Below are 16354 nucleotides of genomic sequence, written 5' to 3'. Positions count from 1 at the left end.
TCACTGGGTAAGATTAATTTTGCCACCCTTGATCTCAACACTGTTTTTGCCAGACAGATTGAGCGATTTATCCATTTGGGCATTCATGGTTTGTGCTTTCAGCGTTAATTCTTTTTTCGTTGACAGCGAAATGTCTTTATCCTGCTGGAGCGCGATTTGGTTTTCTCCCGCATTCATTTGGATTATTTTCTTTTTGCCATCAATCCTGATTTGTTGTTGAGACTCTCCTTTTTTCACCACCAGCACTTTTTCTTGATTATCCTGGGCAGGCTCTAAAGGCGCTTTATTTTTCGGGTTGTGCATTGCGCCCAGGATCACCGGATAACGTGGATCGTTTTCAAAAAAGCCGACAATCACTTCGTCACCGGGTTCTGGATAAAAGCAAAAACCGCTTTCGTGGCTGGCGTAAGGTTTCCCTAATCTGGCCCATAAGAATTCATTCGGACGATTCAGTACCGGCAGAATAATCGGAATGCGGTTCAGGGCTGCTTTGTCTTGCTGATACTTCGCTACTGTCGCAATATGTAGTTCACTAGCATCCGGCAACATCGGCAGATATTCCTGTTGTAAGCCAATGCTCAAAGTCGTTTCCCAATCAATGCGTCGATTAAAACGATGGCGAACCGCAGTAATGCTTGCAGTTCCATCCAATTGTGCACCAAATCCGGTCAATTGAATGTTGTCCCCTAACTGATAACGTCCATTACCTTTAAGCAAGAACTCGCCTGTCACACCAGAGATGCGCTGATTTAGTAATAGTCCCTGTGCCAGATAGCCACTCTCCTGAGTCGTTAACGGGCTGCTGTAGCGAATGTCCCAACTTGTTTTGTTTAAAGAAGCCAGCCTGTCAGGGGAGAGGGCTGCTTTACCCACGGCAATACTGCCGTGGCGACCGCCCGATAATTCCTGTTGTTTACTGATATCCCAACCGCTGACTTCCAGCGAAGCAGGGTTAAGATGGTTATCAAACTGCCAACTGGCATCTTTGACGATGATATCTTTTTTCTCATCCCCCCGGCTTTTCAGGGTATGGGTTGGGTTGGATTTCAGGGAACCCGGCTGGACAAGCTGAACGCCTTCTATCGTCGGTAGCAGCCACACACCGGTTGCCGATAACCGGCACAACAGAAAACGCCAGTCGGAACAACGAAATTGCACCATTTGTTCATGTTTTTGATCCAATGCGGCTATCCGTTCAAAATGCGCTTTGATACCCGCCTGATTCAGTAAGGTGTTCAGAATGGTTTTTTCGTTACTGGCCTTAAACAGTTGTGAGTGCTGAGTATCAACCATTAGCTGCAACCGATGCCTGACGACTAAAGTAAGCAATAATTGCTTATTTTTGATCTTCACCGTGTTACGAGTAATCAGGCCATTGAACAGTACCGATTTCCTGCCACTATCAATCAGTTCCAGACGCAGGGTTTTCCCTGCCTGACAATGAGCCAGTTCTGCTTGTATATCGGCCTGACTGAAAGCGGAGAGCGGTCTGTCCGGCAGGCTGAGTTTCAGCGTGGCACACGGGATGCTGTTAACACGGTAATAGGTATCTGCATCAACAACGGCCAACAGTGACAACATTTTGCCATCTGCAATGATTTTCAGTTGATGGCTCATCAGGCGTCTCCTCTGGTGGCCTGCAATATCTCACCCGGTACAAATCCGTTAAGATTATCCAGACCGTTTTGCCAGGCCAGTGTCAGGTAATCGACACCACCAGACAGCGTTGATGCGGTGCCGGCTGCCATCAGAGACAGCGAAACACCATCCTGTACCCGTAAGGCAATTTTCGCCGGTGATTTCAGGTTTTGCTCCGTCTCCTGTAAGACCAGACTTTCATCCGCCACCAGTGTCAGGATGACCCGCGCCCGCAAAGGAGTGGCATCACGATCAAATAAGGTGTAATTGACCGATAAGCCTTTCGCTCTGCCGGCAAAATAGCCGCGGTTTTCCCAACGCATTTTCCCCCATTTAATTTGCAGGAATCGCGTTTCATTACTGGTGGCATCCACGCTGCACAATTGCCTGAGCTGCATTAGCTGAGCTTCAACGGGGGTTTTGTTGCCCGGCATCGTGGCGTCAAAGATCAGCTCAAGGGATAATCCTGCGGGCCTGGATTGTACATAAATGCTGCTCTGTTTTTCGCTATTAATCGCCTGGGATTGTTGGTAATCCGTCTGGTAATCCAGTTGCAGGGAATCGGGGTTATATATGGCCTGAATGGTGCCTGCCCGTATTTTTCCTTCCCTGTCTTTATAAGCGTTAATGGTCAGCTTCGCTAAACCACGTTCTATCAAACTCATGGACGCCACCCTTCCTCATCGCGTATTGCTGCCAACACTTCGCGTTTAATTTTTTCAACCCAAATGGCTTCATCCAGACTTTCCTGAATCAAAGAATGACCTTGTTGAGCTGATTCAGTCGCTTGTGTTGGTAGTATTGGCGCTGATGAAACTACTTTTGCCTGAATAATTAATTCTCTGATTTCTACTGTCATACTTTGACTCCCAGCCAACACATATCCTGATAGCGAAGCTCAAGGGTATTCACCAAAATGGCGTTACTGTTCGCATCAAAATCGCTGGTTTGCCAGCGTACCGGTAAAGCGTTGCTCAACGTCCAACTGGACAAAGGAAGTGAATTTTCGTTTAACAGCATAATCACCACATCGGCATAAGCGATTTTTTCACCGCGCAATACCCGATCAAACATCCGGGTCAAAGGAGAAACCGTCATCACACCACGCTCGAGTGTTAATGTGCCGTGTTGGATCTTTTCCGCCAGATAGTTATTGCGGGCATTCTCACCGCCTTGACTGTGTTGAGTGACTTGAAGTTCACGACTCAGGCCGGAAATACGTTGAAAACGGATATCCAATGGATCAGGAATGCCATTAAAAATAAAACTCGCCATAAAACGGTGGGATACCACGGGTGTATAATAATCATTCATGGTGCTCTTTCCTTTTTAAGATAAAAGCGCGCCCGTTTGGGTATCAAACACCAAACTGATTTCGATAAATTCAGCAGGAGACAAGACGGCTAAGGCGACTTTCATGATCATTTTCCCGGCACGGATATCTTCTTCGGTCATCGTTTCATTCACCCCTAACAACACAGTAAATGCTTCATCTTCCCGTGAACCGTACAAGCCCCCCTGTAACCAAAGTTGCCGTAGCCAGTTGTAACTTTGTCCCTTGCATTTCATCCACGTCAGTTCATTATTGGGTTCAAAGATGTACATACGGGCCAATTGCGCCAAATGAACGGTGACATAAGAAACCAGACGGCGCGTTTGCAGGTAACGCCACGGTGTGTTGTCTGTGTTTTCCAGCGTGCGGCATCCCCATACGCGTATGCCTTTGCCGGGAAAACTGCGGATCACATTGAGTGAAGTACCATTGGTGTTAAACAGCACATTCCCTTGAAGATAAGACTTAACCGGCCGGATAACCTGAGACAGGGCAATATTGGCTGGTGCTTTCCATACTCCGACTTCACTATCTGTGTGCTGGATAACTGCCGCAATGGCTGCGGTGGGGGAGAGCACGATATTTTTGGGGCTGACCAGATCCTGATAAGTGGTTTCCAGACGAGGCCAATAAGCGGCTCCCCATTGGCGATATTTTGACGAGATGCCTTTCAGACATTGCTGAGACTGTTCAACCTCATCCGGCGCATCCAGCAGTACAAAGAGATTGGCACGGATCTGACTCAGTTGCAGCAATGTCATCCAACTTTCAGACCACAAATTAACTAAAGTGTGTTGATCATTGATGTCACTGTCATTCAGTCGGGCAATATCCGGTGCCAAAATCAGGCTAATCTGCGTTTCACCACTAATGGCTTCTGTCACCGCGTCAGAGCTTAATGCTGCTATCAGGGCTTCGGCTTCCGCTTGGGTCATGTTTGCCGAGGGTATATTGCCTTGCAGCGGTAAAACAAAAGCCTGTTGTCCGCCATTATCGAAATAATGTCTGATTGCCCACGCCATCAAATGATTGTCGCCAAAGAGCCGGATATATTCCGCCATATCGTCGATACGTACCGCGGTTTTTGCTGGTTGTGCATCGTGGGAGGTATAACCAATAAATACCGGCACTGCGCCAAGTATCTCTTGCTGACCTGCCGTGATGATACTTTCTGTTAAGGTTACACCCGGTTGAATTCTTTCCATCGTCATCTCCTTTAATTGGGTGAGATAGGCACTGCCAATACAGTGCCTGATGTTTAATCTCGGAGATTACTGAGCAACATCCTGCGTAAATTGCAGAACGATAAATTCAGCCGGTCGCACTGCGGCCAGACCTACTTTCATGATCATTTTGCCTTGTTTGATATCAGTATCAGACATGGTGATATCCTGACCAATATGGACAAAATAAGCCTCTTCTGGACGATCACCCATCAAGGCATTTTTTTGCCAGAGACTATAAAGATATTGGTCAACGGCAGCCCTGGCGCGCATCCAGGTCGGTTGATTATTGGGTTCAAATAATACAGCTCGCAGTGCCTGACGGATATCACGCTCAACGGAATTGAACAGACGGCGGACAGGAATGTAGCGCCAGTGAATATCGTTGGCCTGCGCACAAGTACGGGCTCCCCAAACCATCAGACCACGATCAGTAAATGAACGGATGACATTAATGCCCTTGTTATTCATGGCACCTTGTCGTTCATCATCAACTTTATCCGTCAGTCCTTTGATGCCTGTAAGTGCAACATTGGCTGGCGCTTTCCAGACACCACGCTGGTTATCGGTTTGGCAATAAATTCCTGCAATGGCGGTACTGGGTGGAAGAGTAAGTTGATTTTGTTGTCGCTGCTGCAATATGGCATCAATATTCTGCGCCAGTGTTTCGTCTTTTTTCTTAAGTTCATCCAGATTTTTCAGCTTATCCTTGCCTGATCCATCCTCATACCCACTGATAACAACGTCCTTATCGTCGGGTAAGGTAGATAATTTCAGATTTGTTTCCAACTGAGGATAATAAGCGGCAATCTTAGTGCTATTTCCCGTCCCGGATATCGATTCACCATAATGGCTATCTGCAATCAGAAAATAACCCACTTTGTCATCATTCAACAATGAACTGACTGCGTCATAGACTCTATTTTTATAATCCCAATCTGCTTCTGGACAAACCAGTAGAGTAATATCCCCTTTTTGTTCAATTAATTCTGGGATAGCTGCCAGAGCCAAATGGTCATTAATATTATTTAATGGGTAGATATAACAAGCCCCACCTCCATTTTGAAAATAGAGCTTCAGGGCCTCTACGGCCAGAGATAGATTGACTTTCTCAATATTGTGAATCCATTTTTTGGACTCTTCTTCGGCTGCCGAGAGCGCTTGAATTTTGGGAGTTTCTTGGGTTTCAGTTTCTTTATTTTCGACTTTTTCTTTTTTGGCCTCTTCTTTTTTTGTTGCTCCATCAGAAGAGGCTTCAAGACTAGAGCGGATAACAATTTCTGTCACTGGTGCCAAAGAAAAAGCGGAAGTAAATTCAAGCCAATTGCTGATACGAATACAGGCCTGGGTTAACACTGCATTTTTTGGGGTGAATTTACCGATAAAAACCGGCACGGCAGTGGCGCTGTTGCTGACAGACAATGCAAGGGAAGCATCCTCTTCAATATAAACGCCGGGTGTTTTTAGATTAGCGGGCATAATAATTCCTCATCAATCAATGTGATTAACGCTGTTCTACATCTTGCGTAAACTGGAGGATGATAAATTCCGCAGGCCGAACAGCAGCCAGACCGATTTTTACAATCATCTGCCCTTGGTTAATCTGTTCTGGCGTCATCGTTATCCCCTTACCAATCTGTACGAAATAAGCTTCTTCTTCCTTGCTGCCCGCCAATCCCCCTTGTTGCCACAGTCCATGAAGATAATTGCTGATCGCTGCCCTGACACGTTCCCAAGTTGGTTGGCTGTTAGGTTCAAACAGGGCGAAGCTCATGGCACGTTTGACATCGCGTTCGACGGTGTTAAACAAGCGACGCACAGGGACATAGCGCCAGTTGTCATTATCCTCCAGCGTTCTTGCTCCCCAAACGGTGGTGCCGGTATTGCTGAAATGTCGAATCATATTGATGGCGCGACCAGAGTTATATTTCCCTTGAACTTCATCCGTGACCAGAAATGCAGGTTCCAGTCCGCCTTTCAATGCGATATTGGCAGGCGCTTTCCAGACACCACGGGATAGATCGACGGCAGCATAAACGCCAGCTATAGCAGCACTCGGTGGAATGGTCGTCTTGGCCCAATCAGCTTTCAGCCACGGGTAGTAAACTGCGGCGAACGCGGTGGCGTCATACTTGTTCTTGACTGTTTCTACATTCGCGATAGTCAACGCTTCTTCAGGACCATCAAAAATGGCAAATAACCCTTTTCCTGGTTGGCATAAAGTGGCTGCTGCTGTTTTAATATCTTCACCCGCAGCAACCAGCAAAGTGACATCATCTAAGGTTGGAATGAGTTTTTCTAAATTTGCAGTTTTGATGAGGTAGCAATAACCTCCGCCATTAGTAAAATACGCCCGCAGAGAAACTGACAATTTATCTTCGTTGTCAAAGTTGCCCACCAGATTAAGATAATCCATCCAGGAATTAATTCGGAGTGCAGTATCTTCATGAAGATATTTCTTTTCTATATTCACTGCAAAAACAGGAACGGCGGTGGCACTGTTTGATACGGATAAAGCCAGGCTATTTAATTCTTCAATATAAACGCCAGGATAACTGGTAACGGTTGTCATAAGAATACCCTTATACGAAATGATTAACTATCAATGTTTCAAATAGCCTGCATAGTTACGCGATCGGCTGTCAGGGTAATTTCCTGAACAGCTATGTCATTGCTGGTCGCATCAAAGGAAGGAGAAGTCAGTGAGGTAGGGAAAGCATTAGCCACATTCCAGGTCATTAATAACTCAGTGCCTGCATCATTGGTTAAGCTGATGGTAATATCTTTTTTCTCGACCTGATTAAGCTGGATAGAATTAATCCAGTCAAATAATTCAGTTTTGCCCGGAAAAACACCTTTACGCAGAGTAATATTAATAGGTTGACGCTGACCCGGCATTTTGAACCAATTACCCACGCCATCACGGTACTCAATGGTTTCATAATTAATATCAAGTCCTGAAACACTATTAAATGGAATTTGTTCATCACCAACGGAAACAATGAAACGATAAGAGGGAATTGGATATTCAACTGCAATTTGAGATGTGTTTATAGACATAATAGCCTCTTTTAAAATAAAAATGGTCAATTTTATTGAAATAGGATGTAAAACTATATATTTGGGGAATGCTACCGCCACAAAATGACCGTGAATATCATTCTGAAATTTTTTGTAGCTATATCATGCTTACATCAATATTTATAATCGATATTTATATCAATGATTATCGTGCCGAAAAATCTATAATGAGTACATTGCCAATAATGCAATTTGCTTTTTATGCAATTTGATTCCTGTAATAAAAAATATTTTTGTTAAGTGAGAATATAGTTAAGTGAAAAGCAGCTATTAGAGTTATTAGGAAATAAGCTATATGAAATGGAAAATGCAGATGTGATTTCAACAACCAAACCTGAATCGATATCTGCTCAAAGAACTATTTTTTGAGTTAATAGTTCCTTGAACAGAGCTACATAAAATTATACAAGGCGCTGAGGTTCTGATTCATTCAGTTCAGTCAACGATAATTTCACTGGAACAGATTTAGAAGTTGGTGTACCAGTACCATTACCAATACTATCCATCGGCACTAACGGATTAGCTTCCGGGTAATAAGCCGCAAGGTTCCCGCGAGGAATAATATAAGGAACGAGTTTAAAGCCATGTACTTTACGCTCAATACCGTCATGCCATACTGTCTCGATATCAACCAGATCCCCTGCCTGATATCCCAATTGAGCAATATCTTCCGGGTTCATAAACAAGACTTCCCGTTGACCATAAACGCCACGATAACGGTCATCCAAGCCATAGATGGTGGTGTTGTATTGATCATGCGAACGTAATGTCTGCAAAGTAAAGGGAACTTCAGCTCCGTCGATTTGCGGGAACAGTGTTTTCGGTAGTGGTGCGTGGCTAAACTGGGCTTTTTTGCTCGGTGTAGGAAAGCGCAGTTCTGCCGCAGCATTGCCAAGATAGAAACCGCCCGGATGTTCACATTTTTTATTAAAGTCAGCAAATCCGGGTATGGTTGCCGCAATATGATCACGGATTTTGTTGTAATCTCCGGCTAATTCCAGCCAGTTAATTGTTGGGGTATTGCTCAAAACCGCATCGGCAATGCCTGCAATAATGGCAGTTTCAGAACGTTGGGTATCAAATAGCGGTTTATTCACCCCCTCGGAAGCATGCACCATGCTGAAAGAGTCTTCTACCGTCACAAACTGTGCACCACTGAGCTGGATATCCTGCTCAGTACGCCCCAATGCCGGCAGGATCAGAGCATCTTTTTTACCGGTAATAAGGTGGCTCCGGTTTAATTTTGTACTGATATGAACAGTTAAGTCGCAATGCCGAAGCGCTTCTTCTGTGCGTCGGCTATCAGGCGCAGCAGCGGAGAGGTTTCCGCCTAAAGCGATCAACACTTTCACTTCATCACGCAACATAGCATCCAGCGCTTCTACGACATTATGACCGTGCGTGCGAGGCGGTTCAAAACCAAAATGGTTTGCCAAACTATCAAGGAAATTTTGGGAAGGTTGTTCATTAATCCCCATTGTCCGGTTTCCCTGTACGTTACTGTGACCACGAACCGGGCATACGCCTGCACCGGGTTTACCCAATTGACCAAACAGTAATTGCAGGTTTGTAATTTCACGAACGGTTTCCAGAGAGTGTTTATGCTGTGTGATCCCCATCGCCCAGGTACAAATAACCCGTTCAGCGTTCTGATAAATATCAGCAGCCTCACGTAATTGTACCTGCGTTAAGCCTGATTGTTCCTCAATAAACGACCACTCAGTAGCAGCAACTTCCTGCAAATAAGCGTCCACACCTTCGGTGTAGGTCGAAATAAAATCTTGATCAAAAATACCTGCTTTTCCGGCACCCGTAAGTGCGTTATGGGTTTCCAAAAGTGCTTTAACCATACCCCGTACAGCCGCCATATCTCCACCCAGTTTAGGCTGATAGTAGCGATGGCTAATATTACCCGCCATTGACGTGACCACTTCGAGTGGTTTTTGTGGATCAGCAAAACGTTCTAAGCCACGTTCGCGTAATGTATTGAAGGTGACAATTCTGGCGCCGTGCTCAGCAGCATGCCGTAAACTATGCAGCATTCGTGGATGGTTTGTACCGGGGTTTTGACCAAATACAAAGATGGCATCAGCGTGATCAAAATCATTCAGACGAATGGTTCCCTTGCCAACACCCAAACTTTTCAGCAGCCCAAAACCGCTTGCTTCATGGCACATGTTCGAACAATCCGGGAAATTATTGGTTCCCAATACCCGGCCAAATAACTGATACAACCACGAAGCTTCATTACTGGCCCGACCAGAGGTATACAGTTCCAACTGATTGGGGTTATCCATTGCCTTAATGTGTTTGGCGATAAGAGAAAAAGCCTGCTCCCAACTAATTGGTTCGTAGTGATCCGTTTTACGGTTATAACGCATCGGTTCAACGACCCGTCCTTGATATTCCAGAAAATAATCACTTTGTTGATAGAGTTTACTGACGCTGTATTTGGCAAAAAATTCGTTGTCTACATGGCGACGGGTAGCCTCCCAGGTCATTGCTTTAGCTCCATTTTCGCAGAAACTGAAAAGGCTTTTATTATCATCTCCCCATGCACACCCTGGGCAATCAAAGCCTTTGGGTTTGTTCATGCGCATCAGGTTAACCATGTTTTTTAATGCTTGTTTACTATCAAAGACAAAGCGTGTTGTTGCCTCCAATGAGTCCCAACCTCCCGCAGCAGCACGATAAGGCTCTATTTTTGTTTTGAATTTCATAACAATCTCGATTTTTCAACATGGTGGTCAAAAAATTGGCCACGGATTGGCAGATGAATCAGAAACGACGAACTGATTTATTGTGATACTTATTCCGTTCTTATACAACGAGAAAACCGAATTGTCTCCCACTTGATAATACTGACTGAAATTTGATAAAGATCACAACTTCCAATAGAGCAGGCAAAGCAGATTGGTGAAAATAAATACAATAAATAATAAGACGTTATCAGAGCAAGGTATTGCTTATTTTTAATTCATAACTGAGCGTTTTTTATGCTTTGGGTGGAAGGTACAAGTGTAATTTTTCTGTACACCAGTGATCCTCTCATGGTGCAAGTGATTCTGAGCTTGTATTCAACAAACAGAAAAATTTACTAGAGTCCGACAAACTACACCTGGCCAATATTGTCCTGATAATCATATAAAACAATATTGCCCAGCGAAGATTACGGATCGGGAGTGTAATGATGTGTTACGTTGGCGAGTATAGAAAAGGCCGCATCCAGCGGCCTTATAATAATTAATTACCAGTTTCTGCAAGCGGGGAAGTTAACGTTTTCTCTCCGAACGATACATAAGTATCTACATCAAACAGAGAAAATGATTCTATTATTAGTGATAATGAAATGTGTCTCTTGTCGAAAGATGTATACTTAACAGTTTTAATATCCCTGAATATTTTCTCTGATGACAATCAAGTAAGCGGTTACACAACAACGGTAACAGCATCGGTCATTACTCATAATTTTTTTGGGAAAATGTTATCAACACAACATTCCTCCGGCTATGACATTTTCCCCACGACAAAATACACAAACGTGCCAACGTAATTACCAATCACATAACCCACTGTGCCAATGACCATAATCGGCCCGACCAGAGTATTCCAACCTCGGCTGATTGCCATTGCTGCTGCCGTGGTTGGCCCACCGATATTGGCGTTACAAGCAAGAATGTTCTCTTCCAGACTGAATTTAAACACTTTCCCCGCCGTGAAGGTGAGCAGCAAGTTAATCATGACAATGATGAAAACAAAGACAAACAATAACGGCGCGTTGCTGATAATGGCGTAAATTGATGCTGGTATACCGATAACGACAAAAAACATATAAATAGCGTAAGTACCGAGCTCCTGAGTGCCGTTTAGATTACTGAATGTTTTTTTGAAAACCGACACAAGGATAAATGTCACCGTGGTAAGGAGCAGATATTTATCAGATATCAGACTAAAAACCAGCTCTTGATAAATATTGTCAGGTTGCCCAAATAACGCCTTTAACCATGATGAGAGACGGAATGATAAAGCGGCGATAAAGATTGACCATGCCAGCGATAATGCAATGTCTTTCAGGGCGATATTTTTCGGTTTCCAATAAGCTGCGGCGAAGGTCTGGGAGTTATCCAGATTGGGACCATTATCTATCGCATCGGAGTAAGGGCTTCCCCAGAACTTCCTTGCCATTGTCCAGCCCGATATAGCGATCAGGATAATAAAATAACCTGCCATCATCACATGATCAGCCACAATGGTGGATGCAACCATACTCTGAGAAGGCTCTAATTTAGCTGCCATCGCTGCAAAGTTGACACCTCCCCCGGTATAAGATGCGGAAATCATGCCACTGATTTTATCCAGTTCTGGAATATATCTCCTGAGCAGATGGAAAGCGATGATTGTTCCAATCATCGTAGCAACAGAGGAAATTAAAAATAATATCAGTAACCGCCAACTGCCTCTAATGAGGCTTTGTAAATTAGTTTTGAATAACAACAGCGGAATAGCTAAAGGGACAATATATCCCCAGACAGCATCATAAACAGGAGCTTCAGTCGGGATAATATGTAAATTAGAGGCTAATATCGCTATTACCAGAGCAATAATCGCACCCGGTATTTTAGTTGCCCATTTATACTTCTGCTCCATCATAATTGCACAAGCTACTGCAACCATAATAAAAGCCCAAAGCATTAATGAATTATCAGCGCTAATTAAGGTACTTTTCATTATTTGCCCCTGTAATAACCTTTGTTTAGTTAAAGCCAATATACCCGCTGTCATTCAAGTTGTAGTTTTGTTTATATCTGCATCCACAGCACCATAAATGGCGTTACTGTTTTTATAAAAAGCCCACGAGGAATTACCATAATCATAGTGCCACCATTCAGTCGGTAAATTGGTAAAGCCAACCTGAATCATGGCGTGATACAGTATCCGGCGGTATAAAGTAGCAGGCATGTTGTTTTCCGGTGTATTTTCTAACGCAGCGGTATAAGACAGCTCTGCCACTTCATCGAACTCAGTCCCCATAAACAATGCTTTTCCAGATGTCATGTCAAACAGCGTCACATCCACTGAACCACCGGTCAGATGGGGGCTAATCGGATTTTGTGCCGTCGGAGCTGGTGCCACAAATTGTTCCAGTAATTTTTTTTGTTCTTCAATGGATAATTGGCTGTATTGCTCAGCTATTTTAGCCTGAGTTTTTTCCTGTAATGCCTGCTGGGTTTCCCGTGAACGCCATCCATCCAAAACCAAAATCCCTAAATGAGATGGTAACAATTGCGAGGCTTCCACTAACTTTTCAGCCACACTTTTTCTTACTGCACAATATTCAACAGAACCTTTTATATCAGCAAGAAAATAGACGGGTTGCGATTTTATTTTATCTGTCTCGGTAATTATCTCTAAAGATTCATGACATTCATTGATGGGTATTTTATTAATGCTGCTCCATTCAAAAGTTCTTTCCGTAACGATTTTTTCCACAGTCAAAGAGTGCAACATACTCACCTTTATATTACTCTTGTTTTTCAAAATATTACATTGAAATGGACTTTACTGGTTATTTAAAGAAATAAAAACTGGATCATTAATTTTGTTTCTTTAAAAGCAACAATACATTTACAGCCTAGCAACAAAAATACAGGCTATCAAATTTTATTTTCTTCCTGTCGGGAAAATTAAATAATTATTTGGAATTACACTGATGGAAATACAGTATATATTTCTCAATGATATTACAAAAATTTACCATCAGGCATTGAACCAAAATGATTTTGTTGAAATACCATAAGGAATGATTTCACAAGCAACTATGATATGTTCATTATGCAAGATGAAATGCCAAACCTTATATGACAAAATAGGTGCATGACCCTGATCCCCTGATATCTGGAGGAGAAATACCCTAAACGGTATTCACAGCACAACATGACCCAAGACCATTCACTGCAAGATCATCAATTACAAGTAGAAGCCATTAAATGTGGCACAGTTATCGACCACATTCCGGCCCATGTCGGTTTTAAGTTATTGTCACTATTCAAACTCACAGAAACCGACCAACGCATTACTATTGGTCTGAATTTACCCTCCAATCAATTAGGTAAGAAAGATCTGATTAAGATTGAAAATACGTTCCTGACAGAACAGCAGGCAAATCAACTCGCTATGTATGCGCCACATGCAACTGTGAATAATATTGAAAATTACGTTGTCGTGAAAAAGATGACAATCAACCTGCCAGAGCAGATTGACGGTATCCTTGTATGCCCGAACGGTAACTGTATCAGTCATAATGAACCAGTAGAAAGCAGTTTTTGCGTTATGAAAACCGCTAACGATGTCATCGTCTGTTGCAAATACTGTGAAAAAGAGTTTGATCGTCAGGCTGTCATCAGCAACGATTAAAATACCGCAGTTGATGCCAGACAGAGGGGCACTATAATGTTGACCTCGCAAAAATTTTCCACTCTGACGTTAAACAGGAGTCTCTAATGTCACATTCCATTCATACCGACAATGCACCAGCCGCAATCGGCCCTTATGTTCAGGGCGTTGATCTGGGCAGCATGGTTATCACTTCCGGTCAGATCCCTGTTGATCCTAAAACGGGTGACGTTTCTGAAGATATCACGGCACAAACCCGCCAATCACTGGAAAACGTTAAGGCTATTATTGAACAATCTGGTCTGAAAGTAGCGAATATCGTAAAAACTACAGTGTTTGTTAAAGATCTGAATGACTTTGCTACCGTGAATGCAGCCTATGAAGCATTTTTTACTGAACATAACGCGCCTTTTCCCGCTCGTTCATGTGTTGAAGTTGCTCGTCTGCCGAAAGATGTGAAAATTGAAATCGAAGCGATCGCAGTCCGCAGCTAATTCATAGCTCCATCAACCCTGATAACTCAATATCAGGGTTGGTATTCTCTCTTTTTGCCCCCCGCTTCTCCTCAGAATAATTTCCCTTTTCTTTGTCTTAGATCAACTTATTGAATGGTATATTGGCTAGAAAAACCTATATATCGTGCTTAAATATAAATAAATCACTATATATAGTGTTTATACACAAGATTATCCACACCAAATTGAAAACTGACCATCATGCAGTTTTAGTTTGTGGATAACATATTGAGGAACCCTATTATGAAAACAGTTGTAATACAGCACAGTGATCAGCCAGTTAATGTTGGGAAAAAGGCTCTCCACGAATGGCATGATCGACTAGATCAGGAAATTTGCGGCCTGATAGAACAGAGTGATCTGCCTTTACTCAATGAAAATGCTAATAAAGATGCCAAAGTGATCCCCACTCAGCGTGATTTACTGGCAGGGATAGTTGCCAGACAGTATGCCAAACAACATATGTTGCCGGGTGATGTTGTTCTGGCACATGAAAAGGGAGAAATTCACTACCATGATCTGGATTATGCCCCATTCTTCCCGATGTTTAACTGTATGTTAGTTGACTTACAGGGCATGCTGACCAAGGGGTTTAAGATGGGCAATGCCGAGATTGAACCGCCAAAATCGATCTCCACAGCTACTGCCATTACAGCCCAAATTATTGCACAGGTCGCCAGCCATATTTATGGCGGTACAACCATCGACCGTATTGATGAAGTACTCGCTCCATTTGTTAAAGCCAGCTATAACAAACACTTGACCATCGCAAAAGAGTGGAATATTGCAGATCACGCAGCCTATGCTGAAATCCGTACCGAAAAAGAGTGTTACGATGCTTTCCAGTCTTTGGAATATGAAGTGAACACGCTGCACACCGCCAACGGGCAAACACCGTTTGTGACACTCGGTTTTGGACTGGGAACATCAAACGAATCCCGTTTGATTCAAAAGGCTATTTTACGTAACCGCATTGCTGGTTTAGGCAAAAATCACAAAACCGCCGTATTCCCAAAACTGGTTTTTGCCATTCGTGACGGGCTGAATCATAAGCCTGGAGATCCCAACTACGACATCAAATTATTGGCTCTGGAATGTGCCAGCAAGCGCATGTATCCCGATATTCTTAATTATGATCAAGTGGTTAAAGTAACCGGATCGTTTAAAACTCCAATGGGTTGCCGTAGCTTTCTCGGTGTTTATGAAGAGAATGGTCAACAAATTCATGCAGGGCGCAATAATCTGGGGGTAATAAGCCTGAATCTTCCCCGCATCGCGATTGAAGCCAAAGGCAATGAAACGCGTTTTTGGCAGCTACTGGAGCAACGTCTGCTGGTTGCCAGAAAAGCATTAATGACCCGAATTGAACGCCTTGAAAACACCAAAGCACGGGTTGCCCCTATCCTTTATATGGAAGGCGCTTGCGGAGTAAGATTGAAAGAAGATGACAATGTTGCCGAAATTTTCAAACATGGGCGGGCTTCTATTTCATTAGGGTATATTGGTATCAATGAAACGATTAATGCGTTATACGGTGATCATATTCATCTATTTGACGATGAACAACGTCGCCAAAAAGCAATCTCTATCGTCAAGCGATTACGCAAAGCGGTTGATACCTGGAAACAGGAAACCGGATATGGATTCAGTTTATACAGTACACCCAGTGAAAGTTTATGTGACCGTTTCTGTCGCCTTGATGCCGCTGAATTTGGCGTGATCCAGGGAGTCACGGACAAAGGTTATTACACCAACAGTTTTCATCTGGATGTAGAGAAAAAAGTCAATCCCTACGATAAGCTGGACTTTGAAGCGCCTTATCCCCCATTAACGAATGGTGGTTTTATCTGCTACGGCGAATATCCCAATCTGCAACATAATTTGAAGGCATTGGAAGATGTATGGGACTACAGTTATTCCCTTATCCCTTACTATGGAACCAATACTCCAATTGATGAATGCTATCAATGCGGTTTTACCGGAGAATTTTCCTGTACCAGCAAAGGGTTCGCCTGTCCTCGTTGTGGTAATCATGATTCAGCGCATGTTTCTGTGATCCGACGGGTTTGTGGGTATCTTGGCAGCCCTGATGCCCGTCCGTTTAATGCAGGTAAACAGGAAGAGGTAAAACGTCGCATCAAACATTTCAACAATGGGCAAATTGGCTAATA

General features: G+C 43.4%; 14 protein-coding genes. 3 read left to right on the top strand and 11 right to left on the bottom strand.

The annotated features are described in order from the left end of the window. From BDD26_RS02110 to BDD26_RS02060, 11 genes are all read right to left on the bottom strand, one after another. On the bottom strand, nucleotides 1-1617 hold the full coding sequence (locus BDD26_RS02110) for a phage baseplate assembly protein V (protein WP_115825417.1): 1617 nt from the start codon (nucleotides 1615-1617) through the stop codon (nucleotides 1-3). Continuing rightward, a complete protein-coding gene (locus BDD26_RS02105; RefSeq protein ID WP_038265225.1) occupies nucleotides 1617-2303 on the bottom strand; it encodes a CIS tube protein in 687 nt (228 codons plus the stop codon). The genes BDD26_RS02110 and BDD26_RS02105 overlap by 1 nt, the downstream gene beginning before the upstream one ends. Further along, nucleotides 2300-2497: a DUF5908 family protein gene (locus BDD26_RS02100; RefSeq protein ID WP_038265222.1), complete on the bottom strand. Its 198-nt coding sequence runs from the start codon at nucleotides 2495-2497 to the stop codon at nucleotides 2300-2302. The genes BDD26_RS02105 and BDD26_RS02100 overlap by 4 nt, the downstream gene beginning before the upstream one ends. Then, the gene (locus tag BDD26_RS02095) at nucleotides 2494-2952 is read right to left on the bottom strand and encodes a phage tail protein (RefSeq protein WP_115825416.1); all 459 of its coding nucleotides are present in this window, start codon (nucleotides 2950-2952) and stop codon (nucleotides 2494-2496) included. Before BDD26_RS02095 ends, BDD26_RS02100 begins: the two co-directional genes overlap by 4 nt. A 15-nt stretch (nucleotides 2953-2967) precedes the next feature. Further along, the gene (locus BDD26_RS02090; RefSeq protein WP_115825415.1) at nucleotides 2968-4176 is read right to left on the bottom strand and encodes a phage tail sheath C-terminal domain-containing protein; all 1209 of its coding nucleotides are present in this window, start codon (nucleotides 4174-4176) and stop codon (nucleotides 2968-2970) included. 66 nt (nucleotides 4177-4242) lie between these two features. Then, nucleotides 4243-5673 carry a phage tail sheath family protein gene (locus BDD26_RS02085; RefSeq protein ID WP_115825414.1) on the bottom strand — a complete coding sequence of 477 codons (1431 nt, stop codon included), beginning with the start codon at nucleotides 5671-5673 and terminating at the stop codon, nucleotides 4243-4245. A 25-nt stretch (nucleotides 5674-5698) separates the two neighbouring features. Next, nucleotides 5699-6766, bottom strand: a complete 1068-nt coding sequence (locus BDD26_RS02080; protein ID WP_115825413.1) for a phage tail sheath family protein — start codon at nucleotides 6764-6766, stop codon at nucleotides 5699-5701. 38 nt (nucleotides 6767-6804) lie between these two features. Next, complete coding sequence (locus tag BDD26_RS02075; protein ID WP_038265209.1) at nucleotides 6805-7254, bottom strand: phage tail protein; 450 nt, start codon at nucleotides 7252-7254, stop codon at nucleotides 6805-6807. 422 nt (nucleotides 7255-7676) lie between these two features. Further along, complete coding sequence (locus BDD26_RS02070; RefSeq protein WP_115825412.1) at nucleotides 7677-9995, bottom strand: FdhF/YdeP family oxidoreductase; 2319 nt, start codon at nucleotides 9993-9995, stop codon at nucleotides 7677-7679. A gap of 787 nt (nucleotides 9996-10782) precedes the next feature. Next, on the bottom strand, nucleotides 10783-12003 hold the full coding sequence (locus tag BDD26_RS02065; RefSeq protein ID WP_115825411.1) for a DUF819 family protein: 1221 nt from the start codon (nucleotides 12001-12003) through the stop codon (nucleotides 10783-10785). 54 nt (nucleotides 12004-12057) lie between these two features. Then, nucleotides 12058-12783 (bottom strand): M15 family metallopeptidase, encoded by a 726-nt coding sequence (locus BDD26_RS02060; RefSeq protein WP_051502282.1) that lies wholly within the window; start codon nucleotides 12781-12783, stop codon nucleotides 12058-12060. A 426-nt stretch (nucleotides 12784-13209) separates the two neighbouring features. On the opposite strand from BDD26_RS02060, the gene pyrI reads away from it, so the two are divergent. The 3 genes from pyrI (at nucleotide 13210) to nrdD (ending at nucleotide 16352) form a co-directional block, all read left to right on the top strand. Next, nucleotides 13210-13689 carry an aspartate carbamoyltransferase regulatory subunit gene (gene pyrI / locus BDD26_RS02055; protein ID WP_038261555.1) on the top strand — a complete coding sequence of 160 codons (480 nt, stop codon included), beginning with the start codon at nucleotides 13210-13212 and terminating at the stop codon, nucleotides 13687-13689. A gap of 86 nt (nucleotides 13690-13775) precedes the next feature. Next, entirely contained in the window at nucleotides 13776-14162 is a 387-nt protein-coding gene (ridA, locus tag BDD26_RS02050; protein ID WP_038261552.1) for a 2-iminobutanoate/2-iminopropanoate deaminase, read from the top strand. Between the two features lie 264 nt (nucleotides 14163-14426). Beyond that, nucleotides 14427-16352, top strand: a complete 1926-nt coding sequence (gene nrdD, locus BDD26_RS02045) for an anaerobic ribonucleoside-triphosphate reductase (RefSeq protein ID WP_115825410.1) — start codon at nucleotides 14427-14429, stop codon at nucleotides 16350-16352. Nucleotides 16353-16354: the final 2 nt, after the last annotated feature.

The sequence above is a fragment of the Xenorhabdus cabanillasii genome, assembly GCF_003386665.1.
GTDB lineage: Bacteria > Pseudomonadota > Gammaproteobacteria > Enterobacterales > Enterobacteriaceae > Xenorhabdus > Xenorhabdus cabanillasii.
This window is presented reverse-complemented; position numbering and strand designations above follow the sequence as displayed.

What these genes read in the sequence shown, in the direction of transcription:
- BDD26_RS02110 (WP_115825417.1), bottom strand. Translation starts at nt 1,617, where the DNA reads ATGAGCCATCAACTGAAAATCATTGCAGATGGCAAAATGTTGTCACTG.
- BDD26_RS02105 (WP_038265225.1), bottom strand. Translation starts at nt 2,303, where the DNA reads ATGAGTTTGATAGAACGTGGTTTAGCGAAGCTGACCATTAACGCTTAT.
- BDD26_RS02100 (WP_038265222.1), bottom strand. Translation starts at nt 2,497, where the DNA reads ATGACAGTAGAAATCAGAGAATTAATTATTCAGGCAAAAGTAGTTTCA.
- BDD26_RS02095 (WP_115825416.1), bottom strand. Translation starts at nt 2,952, where the DNA reads ATGAATGATTATTATACACCCGTGGTATCCCACCGTTTTATGGCGAGT.
- BDD26_RS02090 (WP_115825415.1), bottom strand. Translation starts at nt 4,176, where the DNA reads ATGGAAAGAATTCAACCGGGTGTAACCTTAACAGAAAGTATCATCACG.
- BDD26_RS02085 (WP_115825414.1), bottom strand. Translation starts at nt 5,673, where the DNA reads ATGCCCGCTAATCTAAAAACACCCGGCGTTTATATTGAAGAGGATGCT.
- BDD26_RS02080 (WP_115825413.1), bottom strand. Translation starts at nt 6,766, where the DNA reads ATGACAACCGTTACCAGTTATCCTGGCGTTTATATTGAAGAATTAAAT.
- BDD26_RS02075 (WP_038265209.1), bottom strand. Translation starts at nt 7,254, where the DNA reads ATGTCTATAAACACATCTCAAATTGCAGTTGAATATCCAATTCCCTCT.
- BDD26_RS02070 (WP_115825412.1), bottom strand. Translation starts at nt 9,995, where the DNA reads ATGAAATTCAAAACAAAAATAGAGCCTTATCGTGCTGCTGCGGGAGGT.
- BDD26_RS02065 (WP_115825411.1), bottom strand. Translation starts at nt 12,003, where the DNA reads ATGAAAAGTACCTTAATTAGCGCTGATAATTCATTAATGCTTTGGGCT.
- BDD26_RS02060 (WP_051502282.1), bottom strand. Translation starts at nt 12,783, where the DNA reads ATGTTGCACTCTTTGACTGTGGAAAAAATCGTTACGGAAAGAACTTTT.
- pyrI (WP_038261555.1), top strand. Translation starts at nt 13,210, where the DNA reads ATGACCCAAGACCATTCACTGCAAGATCATCAATTACAAGTAGAAGCC.
- ridA (WP_038261552.1), top strand. Translation starts at nt 13,776, where the DNA reads ATGTCACATTCCATTCATACCGACAATGCACCAGCCGCAATCGGCCCT.
- nrdD (WP_115825410.1), top strand. Translation starts at nt 14,427, where the DNA reads ATGAAAACAGTTGTAATACAGCACAGTGATCAGCCAGTTAATGTTGGG.